Genomic DNA, 15765 nt, shown 5'->3' with positions numbered 1-15765 from the left:
TCATTTGATAAGGTACAATGTAGGGGCGATTGAGGTGAGGGCAAGGAGAAAAATAGCCTCTGATTTGTTTTTACCCATTCCGTTTCGTCGAAGGTCTTGGCCTGGTTTACACCATGTCCGTTACTCTCCCTGCTGTGACAGCAGTGATTCAGGGGTGGACTGCAGGAGCGTTTCTAAAGGTACCGGCTGTGAAAAATAGAATCCCTGGAGATAGTCGCATCCTGCCTGCATCAGTTCCAGCATGTCCTGATGCCTCTCGACCCCCTCAGCCGTGACATCCAGTTGCTGGGCATGGCAGAAGTCTACCAGGGACCACAGAACGTTGAGTTTACCTGTAGCTATGGTCTTATCTATGAAGGTTTTATCAAGTTTTACCATGTTTACCGGAAACTCCACTATCTGCAGCAGTGAGGTGTAGCCTGATCCGAGATCATCAATAGCCAGTTGAAATCCTGCCTGGCTCAGGGTGTGCAGGGTTTTCAGGCCGTAGTCGGAGTGGCCTTGATAGAAGGTTTCGGTTATTTCCAGGGTAAACATGAAGGGGGTTACATTGTGTTTGTCCAGGAGGGGAAGCACGTCATCAAAAAACTCTTTTTGTGAAAGTTCCGCAGCTGAAATATTTATGGATATCCTTATCTTATCGCCATATCGTTCACGTAAGACCTTAGAGTGGGAGAAGGCCTTTTCAAGAACCCACATGTCTATCTCCCTGTAGAGCCCGATGCTTTCAGCCAAGGGAATGAATTCAGCAGGTGATACGGGACCGAGTTCCGGTGAAAACCACCTTAAAAGTGCCTCAAATGAGTGGATGTTCCCTGTTTTGGCATTGACGATCGGCATATAGTACAGCTCGAATTCCGAAAAATTCATCTTTTTCAGTTCTATCTCAAGAGCCTGCTGCCGCCTGGAGAGTTCCGATAGCTCATGCGAATAAAAGGAAACAGTATTCTTGCCACTTTTTTTCGATTCGTACATTGCTGAGTCGGCATTTACGATCAGGTCGTTGGCCGTGGTAGCGTCCTGCGGGTAATTTGCAATGCCTATGCTCAAGGTGACAGGAAAAGTTCCCTCTTCACAGCTAAATCCGTCCCTGCAGATATCCAGTATTCTTGAAGAGACGCCAGTAATCGCTTTATCGTTGGTAAATCCGTGGATGATAACTGCAAATTCGTCACCGGCGAGGCGGGCAACTGCCGCATCTGTGACATTTTTTGTGGCGACATAATCGCTGGCGCGAACAATTTCATGCAGCCTCAGGGCAAACGCTTTTAACAGGGCATCCCCGGTGCTGTGACCGTATGAGTCATTGACGTACTTGAAGTTGTCTATATCTATGTACATCAGGCACACATTGGTTTTATCTCTTTCCGCCCGGGTTATGAGCTTGCTGAGAACCAGGTTGAAAACACGCCGGTTGTACAGGGTAGTGAGTGAGTCCCGCTCTGCAAGTTCCTTGGTGCCTTCATACGTCTCCTTCAGCTTGCCGTAGAGACTGGCAAACGATCTGGAGAGGTTGCCAATTTCATCTTTGGTAGTGTGAATGGTTATCTCCTGAGTGGCATCAAGGTCGATTTGCCCCAGTTGTGTCTCAAGCAGATTGATCGGACCGACAACATATCTTTGCAACAGCCACTGCAGTGAAAAATGGGTCAGCCCCAGGAGGATGATGAAGATCAGGCTGAACCTGAAAATAGTGTCGCGTAATTCTGCCTGAACGATCTCTGGATCAATCCGCAAGCTGATGGTGCCGAATCCGGGTACTGGTCGTCTGGCTTCAAACTGGTCTTTAGGTGTTTGCTGGGTACTTTCATTAATGAACACAACTGCCCGGTTATTTGATTCAAGACTCTCGACTCGCTTGAGGTACTCGTTTGGGCTGAGAGTCAGGATTACAGCCAGGGTATTTCTTGAATTAAAGTCGATGGTTGATTTCAAGGTGATGCGGTCAATTACCCGGCAGAGAGCTATCCTGTTTATCTCGGTAAAATAACTTGTTGCTGTTTGCTGGCGGCTTCTGAGAGTGGCTTCTGCCCATGAACTGATTTGGGGATTGGGATCCGCGAAGGGATCCAGGCTGTTTTCGTAATAGTATTCCTGCCTGCCGTCTCCGGTCAGGAACATAAGGGAGAGATGCTCGGAAGAAAACTCGGTAAGGTTGTGGAGAATGGAGTCGAGTCCGCCGCTGAGAGCAATGGATTTGAGATGGTCGTCCTCGCTATCGAGAAAACGCCGCATGGAGTCACTTTGAACGATCGAGGCCAGAATTCCCTGGGCGACCAGGCTGTGTCGGGAAAAACTTCCTGCAAGCTCAGCCGCTTCCATCTCCAGCGAACTTATGGTCAGTGAGTGGATGGCGTTACGTTCTACAATATACAACCCTGCCGATATCAGGAAAAAACTCGTAAAGAGAACCGGAATTATGAGAACGGGAATCCGTTTACTGAGTTTCATGTTGTTTCAGCAAAGAATCAAAAATTCGTCTGCGCAGTCGTATGTTTTCATCCGACAATATCCTGTACCTCTGGAGATTTTTAAGGGCTCCTTCCTCAGGGAAGAGCTCGGGGTCGGATGCCGCTTCTTCGGACATATATTGTCTGGCCTCACTGAAAGGGGTCATGCTGTATATTTCTTCAGTGTTGAGAGCATTGACTTTGGGGTCGGCAAGGTAGTTAAGCAATTGCAGAGCTTCTTTCTTATTTTGGGAGTTGGTGGGAATAGTCAGGCAATCGATCCAGACAGCAGTACCTTCCCTGGGTATTATGTACTGCCAGTTTTCTGTTCCTGAGGTGTCGTTAAGTGTATATTGATCTCCACTGTAGGCGAAAGCTATATGCATTGCTTTGTCCTGGTCGACAACTTTCATATTTGTCAGAACGAATTTATAGTTCAGCACATGCGGGACCTGGTTCTGGAGGAGTGTATAGGCCTCTTTTAATTCACTCTTTTTCTCTGTATTGATGTTGTAGCCAAGATACAGTAGTGCTGGCGCCAGGGTGTCGTTCATATCTTCGACCATAACGACATGGCCGCTATGATTCTTGGCAGGTTGCAGGAGGTGTTTCCAGGAATCCGGGGTCTTGGCGTATTTGGTCTTATCATAAACGATGCCGATGGTGCCGTAAAAATAGGGCATGCCAAAATTGCCGCAACTTTCCTGCCATTTAAGGTCCAGGTATTTCAGGTTCGGGACATCTGACTTGCTAATGCTCGATAACCTGTTGTTTTTGCCAAAAATCTGGGCCGCGACATTGTCGAAAATGACCAGGTCGAAACGGTCGTTATTCATGGTGGCAATAGTTTCGTCACGGACCTGGTCACTATCAAAATATTCCTGCTTTATCTGTATTCCTGTTTTGTTCGTGAAATTTTCAAGGACCTGGCTGGCAAAATAATCTTCCCAGGTATAAATTGTCAGTTCGGGTGCTGCCAGTAACGGCAATGAACCTGTGAGGAAAAGAATAATAAGGGTGATGATGATCGATATTCGTATATGAACCATTGCCTCGTTGCTCCTCTGCAAGCATAAGTGGTGAAATCTCAGATTGTTTATAGAAATTCTATCGTTCACAAGAGTAATAATGCAACCGTTTTGTAAGTTTTTATTTTACAGGGGAGGTGCCGGGGCGAAAGGCAGTAATACAGTCCTTAGCTCACCTCTTGACAGATGAATAATCAGCCGGTACCTTAAACTATCTAATTAATTCCTAAGGAGGTTTAATGTCTATCAACTCAATTGATCTTGTGCTGTTCGTTACTGAAAGAGATGTAGCGAAACAGATGAACTATTGAGCAGCAGTTTGAAGCGACAGGCTTGTTAGAGTTTAGTTGAAAAAGTCAACCTGATTGCATTTCATAATTGGTTCGCTCCGGACCTCATCCGTATAGCTGTATCCTCTTGCAGTAACACTTCCCCTCTCGTAATAACAGTATGTTAGTCGGATAATATGCAGTTTTGCCGTGTACGTTTTATGCGATATGGCAGCCTTGTAATGTCATCCACTTTGAACGAACAATTAGGAAGTGACAGTGAAAATACAAGAAAAGTTTATTCAAACAGAACGTCAAACTCCGCAGCTGAATAACAACAATATTGGCTGGTCTGCATTTTTTCAGCAACAGTTGGGTAGCAATCAAAGCGGACTTACTCCTTCAAGAATCTGTGGGGTAAGAAGAAATTGTTTTCTGGTAACTCAGGGCGGTGATGAAACGCAGGTGACTGTCGCCGGTAGTCTTATGAATGATCCGGAAGCTCTGTATCCCGCCGTTGGTGATTGGGTACTTCTCCGTGATTCGGTGATTACCTCGGTTTTATCGCGGAAAAATGTCCTTTCGAGAAAAGCGGCTGGTGGCAGGGGTCGTAAGGATAGTGCAGGTACGGTTCAAAATCAGGTTATCGCAGCAAATCTTGATACAACCTTCATTGTCTGCGGATTGGACCGTGATTTTAACCTGAGACGAATCGAACGATATCTCACCCTGGTGTATAACTGCAATATTGCTCCGACAATATTATTGACCAAAAGTGATCTACATCCCAGGCCTGAAAGCTGTGTAGAAGAGGTGGAAAGTATCGCATTCGGAGTTCCTGTACACCTGATTTCTGCAATGGACAATGATTCCTTGTCTCAGCTTGAAGACTACCTGTCTCCCGGCAAAACAGTCGCCCTGGTTGGCTCCTCGGGTGTTGGGAAATCAACCCTGATAAATCGATTGTATGGCCGGGAAGTACAGGCAACCGCTTCCGTGAGTCAAAGCCTTGGCAAAGGCAGGCATACCACCACTAACCGTGACCTCATTGTGTTGCCGTCCGGGGGGATGGTAATTGACAATCCCGGTATACGGGAAATCGCTTTCGGTGTTGAGAGTGCTCCGGCTGATTCGGTGTTTTCCGATATAGAAAAGTATGCTTTATCGTGCAGGTTCCCAAATTGTACTCATACCCATGAGCCGGGCTGTGAAGTACAGAGGGCAATGGCAGCCGGTGAATTATCGCCTGTACGGTTGAGGAGTTTTCAAAAAATCAAGAGTGAGCTGGATTATTTTGCAGATCGGGAGATTAGGGGCTCTGCACGGGTTGAAAAGGAGCGCTGGAAAGGGGTTTCCAGGAAGATAAAAGCAATAAGGAAAAGGAGATAGAAATGGAAGTCAGGAAAGCGATTAACACGGATTTTGCAGAAATCCTTGACGTTCATAAAGCGGCATTCGGCGAAAAGAAAGGTCCAGAAATAGCGCAGCTGGTCGATGATTTGTTCACTGATATCTCAGCATCGCCAAGCCTTTCACTCGTGGCCGTTGAGAAAGGTGTTATAGTTGGTCATATACTCTATACCAAGGTTACCCTTCAGGGAGCTTCTCAAGGGCTGTCGTGCCAAATACTGGCTCCTCTCGCTGTCTTGCCGGATGTTCAGGGAAAAGGTATTGGGCGAAAGTTGATAGAAGCGGGCCTGCGTGAATTAAAAATGGGTGATGTACAACTGGTGTTTGTCCTCGGGCATCCCGGGTATTACCCACGTTGCGGTTTTATTCCCGCAGGAGAACTCGGGTTTGAGGCGCCGTACCCTATCCCCGAGGAACATGCAGGGGCCTGGATGGTGCAGGAATTGTTCCCCGGTAATATCGGCAGTCTGAAAGGGCAGGTGCAGTGTTGTCATGCCTTGAATAAACCCGAGCATTGGCGAGAATAACCATTCCCCCAGCACAGCGTATCACAGGGCCTGCCGATACGCTGTGCTGGGCTTCATTCTCTTTCAGGCATTGTTCCATGAGCAGCCAATCCGCAATATCATTTCATTTCTTGACAAATAGTTCAACTTGTAAGTAAGTATTACTTACCTGCTGCAACACATTGATTATATGGATTGGATTATGAGACATAAAGGCAAGACCAACCCTCCCGGACGGCAAAAAATCATCAAGGCGTTGATATCCTTGATGGACAACAAAAACTTTTACACTATCACCACTGCAGAGATTGCCGAAACAGCCGGGGTAACGGAAGGCCTTATATATAAATATTTTAAGGATAAAAATGACTTGTTGTACCAGGTGCTGCATCTTCATTTTCTGGAATTTCACGATGAAGTCGTCAAGCAAATTGAAGCGTGTGACAGTTGCATGGAAAAGTTGGAGACAATTATTCGTGCTAGCCTTGAGAGCTATACGGCGAACCGGGTATTCGCCAAAATTCTCCTGTTGGAAGTGAGGAATTCTCCTTCTTATTTCGAATCCGACGCTTATGACATCGTCCGTGCCTATTCAACGACTATCCTGAAAATTATCGAAGAAGGAATCGCATCCGGTGAATTGCGGCAGGAAACTGATCCTCACGCGCTACGCAAAACCCTTCTCGGTGCCATAGAACATGGTTGCCTCGGAGAGGTGATTTTTGGCAGGGAACTTAATGTGGATGAAATAACATCTGCTATTACGCATATCCTTTTCTACGGAGTTAAAAATATATGAGAACCCAGGAGATCAGGTCCATTATCGATGCCGCTCTGGCATCCACAACGGGAGTGATATCGGAGGTAGGGGCAAAACAGGTTTTTCGGGCACTCGATATGCCGGTGGTTGAGGAACGAGTTGTCAACTCGGTGGAGGATGTGAGCCGGGCGGCTGGCCAAATTGGTTATCCGGTTGTGCTAAAGGGCGGTGGTTCAAAAATCCTGCACAAGACGGAATCGGGACTGGTGCAGATTGGTTTGACAAACGAAACAGAGGTGAGGGATGCGGCTCTGAAGATGCTGGAAAAGTCCGGTGATACCGTGGAGCAATTTCTTATACAGCCCATGGTTCGAGGCAAGAGAGAGTTTGTTGCCGGTGTGTTTCGCGACCCTCTTTTCGGGCCTGTCGTTTTGTTTGGGCTGGGAGGGATTTATACCGAGGTCCTCAATGATACCGTAATTCGGATCGCACCCCTTAGCGAGAGTGATATCGATGCCATGCTTGATGAGATCCATGCCGTTGAATTGCTCGGTGAATTCCGTGGTGAGAAATCAGTGGACAGGTCGTCCTTACAAAACATATTGCAGGCTCTTTCTGATCTCTGCATTAAGTTTCCGGAGGTTAAAGAGGTGGATATCAATCCACTTCTCATCGATGCTAATGGCACCCCTGTCGCTGTCGATGGGTTGATAATCGTTGAGCAGGAAAAAAAGGTAAAAGAAGAGAGGGGGGCAATTGATGCCCGCGCTTTCCGGGCCTGTTTTTATCCGAAATCGGTAGCCTTCGTCGGTGCATCCGGGACGATCGCCAAGTGGGGCCACTCACTGGTCGCCAATGTTCTGCGCAGGGACTTTCAAGGTGAAGTATATCTGGTCAATCCCCGGGGCGGTGAACTGATGGGGAGGGCCGTTTACACTTCGGTTGCTGATATTGAAAACAGCGTCGATCTTGCGGTTGTCACCATCCCCGCCAGATTCGTGATGGACCTGTTACCACAACTGCGGGAGAAAGGTGTGAAAGCCATGCTGCTTATCACCTCGGGTTTTCGCGAAACAGGGGAGGAGGGTGCACGGCTTGAAGAACAGCTGGTGTTGGAAGCAGAGAAAAACGGAATTGTTATCTTCGGCCCAAACACTATGGGGATCTGTAATCCATCCATCGACTTTTTCTGCTGCGGGGTGCATGTGTACCCCAAACCTGGACCGACCGTGCTGGTCTGTCAGTCTGGAAATATGGGGACCCAGCTCCTGGCCTTTGCCGAACAGCAGGAGATCGGTATCCGGGCATTTTCCGGTTCCGGAAATGAGGCAATGGTCACCATTGAGGACTATCTGGAAATGTTTGAGGACGATGAAGACACTCGGACGGTCGTGCTCTATGTCGAGAGCATAAAAGACGGTCAGCGCTTTTTTCACTGTGCGAAACGGGTCTCAAACAAGAAACCGGTCGTTATCCTGAAAGGGGGAAGAACCGGCAAGGGCGGGGAGGCAGCCTCTAGCCATACCGGTGCGATCGCATCTGACTCAAGGGTATTTGATGCTGTCTGTGAGCAGGCAGGAATCGTACAGGTCCAGCAACCCATGGAACTGCTTGACCTGTCTGCGGTGTTCTCCTCACTGCCGCTGCCGAAAGGCAACCGGGTAGCCATCATGACACTCGGAGGTGGCTGGGGGGTCATTACGACCGATTTATGTCTTGAACTGGGCCTGGCCGTTCCCGATATACCCGAGGAAATTGTCCACCGGCTTGATTCTATTCTCCCTTCCTACTGGAGTCGTAACAATCCTGTTGATATTGTAGGTGAAAATGACCCGAATATACCGAGCACAGCCATCGCTGAACTGGCTAAATGGGACGGTTGTGATGCAGTTATTCATCTCGGAATTCACGGGAAGAAGTTGTTGGCAAACCGGATGTTCGATTCTGTGGCGATAAGTGATCCCCGCTATTCCGAATCGGAAATTGCTAAAATCAAGAAGATGGTGGGCGGTATGGAAGATGCCTATGTTCAGCATGTGGTGCAGCTGACTGAAAAATACAATAAACCAATTCTGGGCGTCAGCCTGTTAACCGAGGGAGATTTGCGAACTCTTTACACCGTCGATCACTGTAGTCATAAAGGTGTCTTCTTTCCTTCACCGGAGAGGGCTGTCAGGGCTCTTGCCGGTATGTGGCAATATCGGCAGTGGTTGATGAGGCAGTAACTCACCTTGCCTCATCAGGTCTTTAGGCTTCTTCGTTATGAGGACAACAACGATTCCAGGTTACAAAGGAGTGTTTGCTCTTCTAGAACCACTCCTCTTCTCCCCTGAGTTTTTCAATACACTCCTCACATATTCCATGCGAGAAACTGGTGTTCGTGTGCTTCCTGAAATATTCTTCAACTCTATTCCAGAATCCCTCATCGTCCCTGATTTTTTTACAGTAGGAACATATCGGGATCAGACTCCTGAGATATCGTATTTCCAGATGTGCCTTTACCCTGGCTAGCAGTTCAGCTGTCACGAACGGTTTTGTTACATAATCGACTCCGCCGGCCTCAAACCCCCTGACGATATCATCGGTTTCTGCTTTTGCCGTAAGAAAGATGACAGGTATGTGACTATAGTGGCTGTTTTTTTTCAGGGATTTGCAAAGCTCAAGACCATCCATTTCCGGCATCATGATATCAAGCAAAATAAGATCCGGTATGCGCTCCTTAATAAACTCGAGTGCTATAACACCATTTTGGGCGACTCCGATCTCATATTCCTGTTTCATCAGGAGGCTGCCTAATACCTGAATATTTTGTGGATTATCGTCAACAACAAGTATTAACGGTTTATAATCACTCATCAGTGGTCTCCAATTTCATCATAAATGCTTCCAGTGATGCTGATATTATTTTCATACTGTCGTTCATGCCTTTACTGTCAAATGACTCAACAAGGTCCTCTATGTGCGACGCATAGAGGGAAAAATGCTGCACCCTGTACTCATGAGCTATTTGCTCCAGGCGTTCTCCAAGCCGCTTATAATCGCTGACAACAAATGCCTTCTCTAATGATTGGAGGAGGGGGCGTATTTCACGTCTCAAGGTATGAAGCAATTCCAATGGCTGACGAATTGTAACAGTCGGTATTTCCGATGGCAGGGGGGGGCTCTTGCGCATTTCTCCCGGTTTTATAACTGGTTCCAGAAAACGTGAAAGCTCTTTGATCAAGGTCTCAAATTTAATGGGTTTGGCTAGAAAGCCATCAAATCCCTGATCCAGGACGAGCGAGTTCTCCTGGACAGTTGAAGATGCTGTTAAGGCAATGATCGGGATATGTTTTGTGTGGACGTTCATTTTAAGCTGATTTGCTGCATCAACTCCACTCAGGAGAGGCATTCTCAGATCTAACATAATGAGCGCAGGCATCTGTTCACAAGCCATTTCCACAGCTTCTCTACCGTTGCTTGCCGTAATGACCTCAAGTTGGCGTTCCGATAAGAATTCCTGTAATAGAACCCTGTTCGATATAATGTCATCCGCAACAAGAACTTTTGCCGGTACAAAGCTGATGTCCTGATGATCAGACCGAGGCAATGCTCCTCGTTCCTCCTCAGAGGCTACCTGTACGTTAAACAAATCCACGTCAAATCGACTGCCTTTACCGGGACTGCTGGTTAAGGTGATCTTGCCACCCATTAACTCCACCAGCTGTCTGGTAATACTGAGTCCAAGCCCTGTACCGCCATATTTGATAGCATTCTGGTTAGACTGCTGCTCAAATGATTGAAATACCTTTTCCTGGTCCTCTTCAGCAATCCCTATTCCCGTGTCAATTACAGAGATTCGCAGGTCAATAGTGCTGTTATGTCTGGCTAAAACATCTGATTGAACCCGTACCTGGCCTTCCTCCGAAAATTTGATGGCATTGCCTATCAGGTTGAGCAGAACCTGGCGCACGCGTACCTCGTCCAGGTAGAGCAGCTCGGGAAGATCTGCCATATGATTTATAGAGAATTCCAACAATTTTTCGGAGATTGTAAGGGCAAATATCTGTTTAATATCCGTGACAATATTTGTAAGACTAACCGCTGAAGGTTGCAATTCAATTTTCCCAGCCTCAATCTTAGAAAGATCCAGGATGTCGTCAATGAGCATCAGGAGGTTTTTTCCTGCTGTTTCTATCGCATCAACAAAACTTTTCTGTCTGGTGTCCAGATCCATAGATGAGAGTAACTCACTAAAACCAATAACAGCGTTTAGTGGGGTGCGAAGTTCATGACTCATATTGGCAACGAAATCGGTTTTTACCCTATTGGCGATTTCGGCCTTGTCTCTTGCTCTTTTCAACTCCTCTGCTTCCATCTGCATTTTATTGAAAATCGGGGTCGTAATTTTTCGGGAGACAATATAGATCAACCCTAGACTAAGAGAGATCGCAAGTATAACAGCAACGACTAGTTCAATCTGGGTCCGGAGGACTAATGACTCCATTACCGTATTCTGGACCTGATATTCTTCCTCTATATCCGACGCAATCTTAGAGGCAGTGTCGGTCACCTCAAGTTCATGGTGATCTAACTCACGGGATGCTTTTTTCAGGTTGAGGCTGGCTGTGCGAATTTTTAAAAATGTTTCATAATAGATCTTGAGTTCGGCATTTGCCTTAGCGGCATTCTTACTTATACGTGAGTTGTCAGTGGCATCTTCCAGCGCTGTGTTCAGAGCTGAAAAAGCTTGAGAGGCATATTTATAATTGGACTTGAACATTACGTAATATTTTTCATTTTCCTCACTGAGATATTTTGATTGATAAAGTCGCATCAACTGAAATGAGTTACGAGCATTTCCAAAGGAAAAGAAAATATCAGGATTCTGCACTATTCCGACATTTATTCTGATAGCAGAAAGTTGGTTTTCAATGAGCAGTTCCTGTTTGAGAAAAGTAGTCGAGAGAAGCGATTGTTGATACATAATGAGTCGAGCAATATTTTCGAACTCCTTTTCGTATTGACTCGTCTCCTGCTGGATATAGCGGATCTTCTTCAGCCGCTCCGGATTACTTACCTGACTGCTGATTTCTTCCAATCCCTTTTGCAGATCGATTATTTTCTCATTGAACAGGTCCAGGTCTTCCTGATTATAGAATCGTTGGTAGCGCTCCGCATAAAACCGTACTAATCGTATTTTTCCGGTAATACTTTGAGAAAGTGTTCTGGTGACGGCTAGCCTGTTAGTGAGATCATCTACAGTTTCCTTGATTTCATTAAGCCGGTTGAGGGAGAAGAAAACGATTCCGACCATCAAGGACACGGCAAGCAGGTAGCCAAAAATTATTTTTAAGAGGATTCTTCTCTTGTAGAGGGTGAGCATATCCCTATATCACTTATTCCGTACATCGCTTTGCTGGTTCATACCATTGTGATAACCCTGCCTGCAATTTTTTTGCTGCCTGTTCCGGTGTTATGAGATTGTTCATCACCTCAATAGAGGATTGAAGACTTATCTCGTACGCACTTGGCTCTCCATCTCGAATTTTTCCCCACACAAAACGACTATCTGTCTGGTATGTATCATTAAAACCGAGGAAAACGCGGGCATGTTTGTTTTTGATAACAGTTATATCGTTGTGCATAGGGAAGAAACCCGGAAGATGTTCGATAAGCAAGGATGCAAACTCGCTTGTTGCCATCCATTGTAAAAACAGTTTTGCTTCTTCGATATATTGTGAAGATGCATTCAGGCCAATTCCGGCATCCGGATGAAACGTCACATAGTATTTTTTCCCTTCAGGAGGAGGAATAGCAAAAACACTCCACTCAAATTCAGGACTTTGTTCTTCGAAAAAGGGAATGTCCCATGAACCTCCGAACCACATTGGTGACTTTCCTTGAATGAACAACTGCAAACTATCCGCATATTTCAGTAACTTCTGGTTCTCTGAAACGTAAGGGGCAATATCTTTTACCGCCTGAAAGGAGGCTACCATCTGCTCATCATCAAAGCATCGATCTCCGTTATAGTAGGCCAGCCTGCCCTCGATGCCGCCGATAATGTTAGGAATGACATTTTGCAGGATCAATCCATTAACTGTCCAGGCATCTCCTGTCGCGTTGGCAAAAGGAACGATACCTTGTTGTTTGATCTGCTCAGCGAGAGCAAGCAGCTGCTCCCATGTGTCCGGAATAGCGATATTCATTTCTTTGAAAAAAGATGAATTGTAATAAATGCCATGGGAGACGGCCATTAACGGAATACCATACAATGCTCCTTCTGGTGTAGACCAGGCTTCAAGCATCTGTTGCGGGAAAGACTTTTTTATCTCAGTGAGGTCGTTTAGAGGCGATAAATATCCTTTTTTAAATAGCTTCTTTGAATACGAAAATGATCGAAGATAAAAGAGGTCAGGAGCAGTGCCGCTCTCTAATTGGGCCTCGATAACATCGTTATAATCAGCAGGAGAGGTAGGGTCGAATTTGATAACTATATGAGGGTACTTTTCCGTAAATTTATGTAAAATTACGTTTACTTGTTCAACATCATCTTTTCTCCAGGATCCCATCGTCAAGATGATCTGCTTTAACTGTTTCGGTTGTTCTGTAATTGTTGGCGTCTCTGGTGTATCAGTTCCGGCAGCCCCAGCAAAATTGTAAAAAACCGGTACGGTAATCATCAGAAAAATGGTCCATGTAATTATACGGTTCATAGTAGTCCTCTATCCTTTGCAATGAGCGACAAGCAATAATTATAATCTGGTGAAAGTGGCAGCGAACTGTACAACAATGAAGGTAGTTCAGGTAAGAAAAATATGGAATTTTCATCAAATCCCCGGCCCAAAGAACTGAACAGAGAACATTGGCACTCACCTTACATCCCTATGTCATTCTCTCAATATAGCGTGAGCAGGAATAATCCCCAAGTGATGTCTGAGAAAAAAATAGTAAATCAGGAAAAAGTCTTAAAAGATATGTAGGTGTATGCTCCATAAATAAAGGCCCACACAGGAAGTGTGGGCCTTCAGTCGTGCAGGTGAAATTATGATGGTCAGATCCTGTCCGGCCAGATCTCCTCAGACATTTCTGTCAGCTTATATTTCTGGATCTTGCCGCTGGCGGTCATCGGGTAGCCATCTACAAAATGGACGTATTTGGGAATTTTGAACCGTGAGATTTTACCCCGGCAATAGTCCACCACATCGCTTTCCTGAATATTCACATTATCCTTTAGGACGATGAAAGCACCTACTTCTTCCCCGTACTTTTTGCTGGGCACGGCCGCCACCTGTATATCCTTGATCTCGTCCATCCGATAGAGGAACTCCTCGATCTCTCGTGGATAGATGTTTTCTCCGCCGCGGATAATCATATCTTTGTAGCGGCCGGTGATGGAAAGGTTGCCTTTCTCATCCATAATGCCGAGATCACCGGAATGCAGCCAGCCGTCTTCGGTGATGGCAGCCTTGGTGGCGTCCGGGTTGTTGTAATATCCTTTCATCACCAGGTACCCTCTGCAACAGACTTCACCCTGGTTGCCGGGAGGCAGCTCTTCACCTGATTCCGGGTCAACGACCTTCACTTCCACGTGGGGAAGGGCACGCCCCACCGTCTCCACACGAAGGCGGAACTCGTCACCGATCCGGGTGTAGGTCATGACGGGTGAGGCCTCGGTCAAACCGTAACAGATGGTGATGTCGCTCATATTCATCTTCTCGATCACCTGCTCCATCACATGGACCGGGCAGTTGGAGCCAGCCATGATGCCAGTCCGCAGGGTCGAGTAGTCAAACTTTGTAAACAGCGGATGATCGAGCAGGGCAATGAACATGGTTGGTACGCCGTAGAGTGCCGTACATTTTTCTTTTTCCACCGAGGCCATGATAAGCAGCGGATCAAAACTTTCCAGAATGACCATGCAGGTGCCGTGATTCACCGCAGCCAGTACACCGAGTACGCAGCCAAAACAGTGAAAAAGAGGCACGGGCAGGCAGACCCGGTCGTTTTCGGTGAAATGCTGGTTGGCACCGATAAAGTAGCCGTTGTTGCCTATGTTGTGATGGGTGAGCATTACCCCCTTGGGAAAACCTGTGGTGCCGGAAGTGTACTGCATGTTGACGACATCGTGGGGATCAAGCGACCGTTGCCTCTCGGCATAGTCCTCGTTGCTCACCATAGCGCTGAGCGCATTGATCTCCGGGATCGAATACATGCCTCGATGTTTTTCAGGCCCCAAAAACGCCACTCGTTTCAGGTACGGGAACTTTTCGGTGGAGAGATGTCCCCGTTCCATGGTTCTTAACTCCGGAACCAGCTCGTAGACGGTGTTGACGTAATCCGTATCCTGATACCCGTCTATCAAAAACAGGTTCTCCGTCTCCGATTGTTGTAACAGGTACTCCAGCTCAGCGGTTTTATAGTTGGTGTTGACGGTGAGCAGCACGGCACCGATCTTGGCTGTGGCAAACTGCAACGTCACCCATACCGGAATATTGGTCGCCCAGATGGCCACCTTTTCTCCTTTCTTAATGCCAAGTGCCATCAACCCCTTGGCCATCTCATCGACGGCCTGGTTAAACTCCTTATAGGTCTGCCTGAAATCCCTGTCGACGTAGACAATGGCGTCGTTATCAGGGAATTTGGCGGCGGTCTGGTCAAGTATCTGGCCTAGCGTCAGTTCTCTTAAAGGGACATTGTTTTCCATGAAGTCCCCCTTTATTCCGGTATGTAGATAACGGCGTAAATCTGTGCCATGTCGTCGCTCTTGCAGCTGACATAATGGGGAACCACAGAGTTGTAATAAACACTGTCACCTTCTTCGAGTACGTGAGTTTCCTTACCGTAGATCAGCTCAATAGAACCTTTTTGCACAACAATCCACTCTTCTCCCTCGTGGGAAGAGAGGGTCTTCTTCGCTGCGGACTCAGGAAGAACCTCAATGAAAAAGGGTTCCATGTGACGGTCGGTCTTACCCATGCCAAGTGAAAAAAAGTTAAGGGCGGCGGGCTTATTGGTCTCTGCCAGGACGCTGAATTCCGCCTTTCTGTCAGCTTTTTTTACCACATAGGGGTCGGATGATTCCTGGTCATCGAGAAAAGTTCCGAGCCGTACACCAAGTACGCGTGCTATTTTCATCAGGGGGCCGAGGGGAGGATAAATGGATTCCTTGAGCATCGTTTCGAGAAATTGCTTGTCCAGCTCCGTCTGGGTGGCCAACTGGTCGATATCAATTTCTCTTTTTTCCATAAAAAACTCAATGCGTTTACTGATCTTGCCCGTACTCATTTCTCCTCCAAAATGTTTAAACAATTAGTAAATATTGCCAATTATGCAGGGTGCTGCCGGTACCCTGCATCT

Annotated in this window: 11 protein-coding genes; 4 read left to right on the top strand and 7 right to left on the bottom strand. The window is 46.7% G+C overall.

What is annotated here, in order from left to right:
- Positions 1–120: 120 nt before the first annotated feature.
- Both GA520_RS17935 and GA520_RS17930 read right to left on the bottom strand, forming a co-directional pair.
- On the bottom strand, positions 121–2451 hold the full coding sequence (locus tag GA520_RS17935; RefSeq protein ID WP_163337790.1) for a bifunctional diguanylate cyclase/phosphodiesterase: 2331 nt from the start codon (positions 2449–2451) through the stop codon (positions 121–123).
- A complete protein-coding gene (locus tag GA520_RS17930; RefSeq protein ID WP_163337789.1) occupies positions 2438–3499 on the bottom strand; it encodes a spermidine/putrescine ABC transporter substrate-binding protein in 1062 nt (353 codons plus the stop codon). The genes GA520_RS17935 and GA520_RS17930 overlap by 14 nt, the downstream gene beginning before the upstream one ends.
- 527 nt (positions 3500–4026) lie before the next feature.
- On the opposite strand from GA520_RS17930, the gene rsgA reads away from it, so the two are divergent.
- The 4 genes from rsgA to GA520_RS17910 all read left to right on the top strand — a co-directional run bounded on the left by rsgA (position 4027) and on the right by GA520_RS17910 (position 8648).
- Positions 4027–5136, top strand: a complete 1110-nt coding sequence (gene rsgA / locus GA520_RS17925; RefSeq protein ID WP_240910127.1) for a ribosome small subunit-dependent GTPase A — start codon at positions 4027–4029, stop codon at positions 5134–5136.
- 2 nt (positions 5137–5138) lie between these two features.
- Positions 5139–5684, top strand: coding sequence for a GNAT family N-acetyltransferase (locus tag GA520_RS17920; RefSeq protein ID WP_163337788.1), 546 nt, complete (start codon positions 5139–5141; stop codon positions 5682–5684).
- 181 nt (positions 5685–5865) lie between these two features.
- Entirely contained in the window at positions 5866–6462 is a 597-nt protein-coding gene (locus GA520_RS17915) for a TetR/AcrR family transcriptional regulator (protein ID WP_163337787.1), read from the top strand.
- On the top strand, positions 6459–8648 hold the full coding sequence (locus tag GA520_RS17910) for an acetate--CoA ligase family protein (protein WP_163337786.1): 2190 nt from the start codon (positions 6459–6461) through the stop codon (positions 8646–8648). Before GA520_RS17915 ends, GA520_RS17910 begins: the two co-directional genes overlap by 4 nt.
- A gap of 82 nt (positions 8649–8730) precedes the next feature.
- Here the strand turns inward: GA520_RS17910 and GA520_RS17905 are convergent, their stop codons facing one another.
- The 5 genes from GA520_RS17905 to GA520_RS17885 all read right to left on the bottom strand — a co-directional run bounded on the left by GA520_RS17905 (position 8731) and on the right by GA520_RS17885 (position 15693).
- Positions 8731–9279: a response regulator gene (locus GA520_RS17905; protein WP_163337785.1), complete on the bottom strand. Its 549-nt coding sequence runs from the start codon at positions 9277–9279 to the stop codon at positions 8731–8733.
- Positions 9272–11788, bottom strand: coding sequence for an ATP-binding protein (locus GA520_RS17900; protein WP_163337784.1), 2517 nt, complete (start codon positions 11786–11788; stop codon positions 9272–9274). The genes GA520_RS17905 and GA520_RS17900 overlap by 8 nt, the downstream gene beginning before the upstream one ends.
- A 13-nt stretch (positions 11789–11801) precedes the next feature.
- Entirely contained in the window at positions 11802–13121 is a 1320-nt protein-coding gene (locus tag GA520_RS17895) for an ABC transporter substrate-binding protein (protein ID WP_163337783.1), read from the bottom strand.
- A gap of 338 nt (positions 13122–13459) precedes the next feature.
- On the bottom strand, positions 13460–15112 hold the full coding sequence (locus GA520_RS17890; protein WP_163337782.1) for an AMP-binding protein: 1653 nt from the start codon (positions 15110–15112) through the stop codon (positions 13460–13462).
- 11 nt (positions 15113–15123) lie between these two features.
- On the bottom strand, positions 15124–15693 hold the full coding sequence (locus tag GA520_RS17885; protein ID WP_163337781.1) for a cupin domain-containing protein: 570 nt from the start codon (positions 15691–15693) through the stop codon (positions 15124–15126).
- Positions 15694–15765: the final 72 nt, after the last annotated feature.

It is taken from the genome of Desulfopila sp. IMCC35008, from assembly GCF_010646885.2.
In the GTDB taxonomy this organism is placed as follows: Bacteria; Desulfobacterota; Desulfobulbia; order Desulfobulbales; family Desulfocapsaceae; genus Desulfopila.
This window is presented reverse-complemented; position numbering and strand designations above follow the sequence as displayed.

Bases quoted from the DNA above. Each gene is read 5' to 3' on its own strand.
- GA520_RS17935 (WP_163337790.1), bottom strand. From the start codon at position 2,451: ATGAAACTCAGTAAACGGATTCCCGTTCTCATAATTCCGGTTCTCTTT.
- GA520_RS17930 (WP_163337789.1), bottom strand. From the start codon at position 3,499: ATGGTTCATATACGAATATCGATCATCATCACCCTTATTATTCTTTTC.
- GA520_RS17920 (WP_163337788.1), top strand. From the start codon at position 5,139: ATGGAAGTCAGGAAAGCGATTAACACGGATTTTGCAGAAATCCTTGAC.
- GA520_RS17915 (WP_163337787.1), top strand. From the start codon at position 5,866: ATGAGACATAAAGGCAAGACCAACCCTCCCGGACGGCAAAAAATCATC.
- GA520_RS17910 (WP_163337786.1), top strand. From the start codon at position 6,459: ATGAGAACCCAGGAGATCAGGTCCATTATCGATGCCGCTCTGGCATCC.
- GA520_RS17905 (WP_163337785.1), bottom strand. From the start codon at position 9,279: ATGAGTGATTATAAACCGTTAATACTTGTTGTTGACGATAATCCACAA.
- GA520_RS17900 (WP_163337784.1), bottom strand. From the start codon at position 11,788: ATGCTCACCCTCTACAAGAGAAGAATCCTCTTAAAAATAATTTTTGGC.
- GA520_RS17895 (WP_163337783.1), bottom strand. From the start codon at position 13,121: ATGAACCGTATAATTACATGGACCATTTTTCTGATGATTACCGTACCG.
- GA520_RS17890 (WP_163337782.1), bottom strand. From the start codon at position 15,112: ATGGAAAACAATGTCCCTTTAAGAGAACTGACGCTAGGCCAGATACTT.
- GA520_RS17885 (WP_163337781.1), bottom strand. From the start codon at position 15,693: ATGAGTACGGGCAAGATCAGTAAACGCATTGAGTTTTTTATGGAAAAA.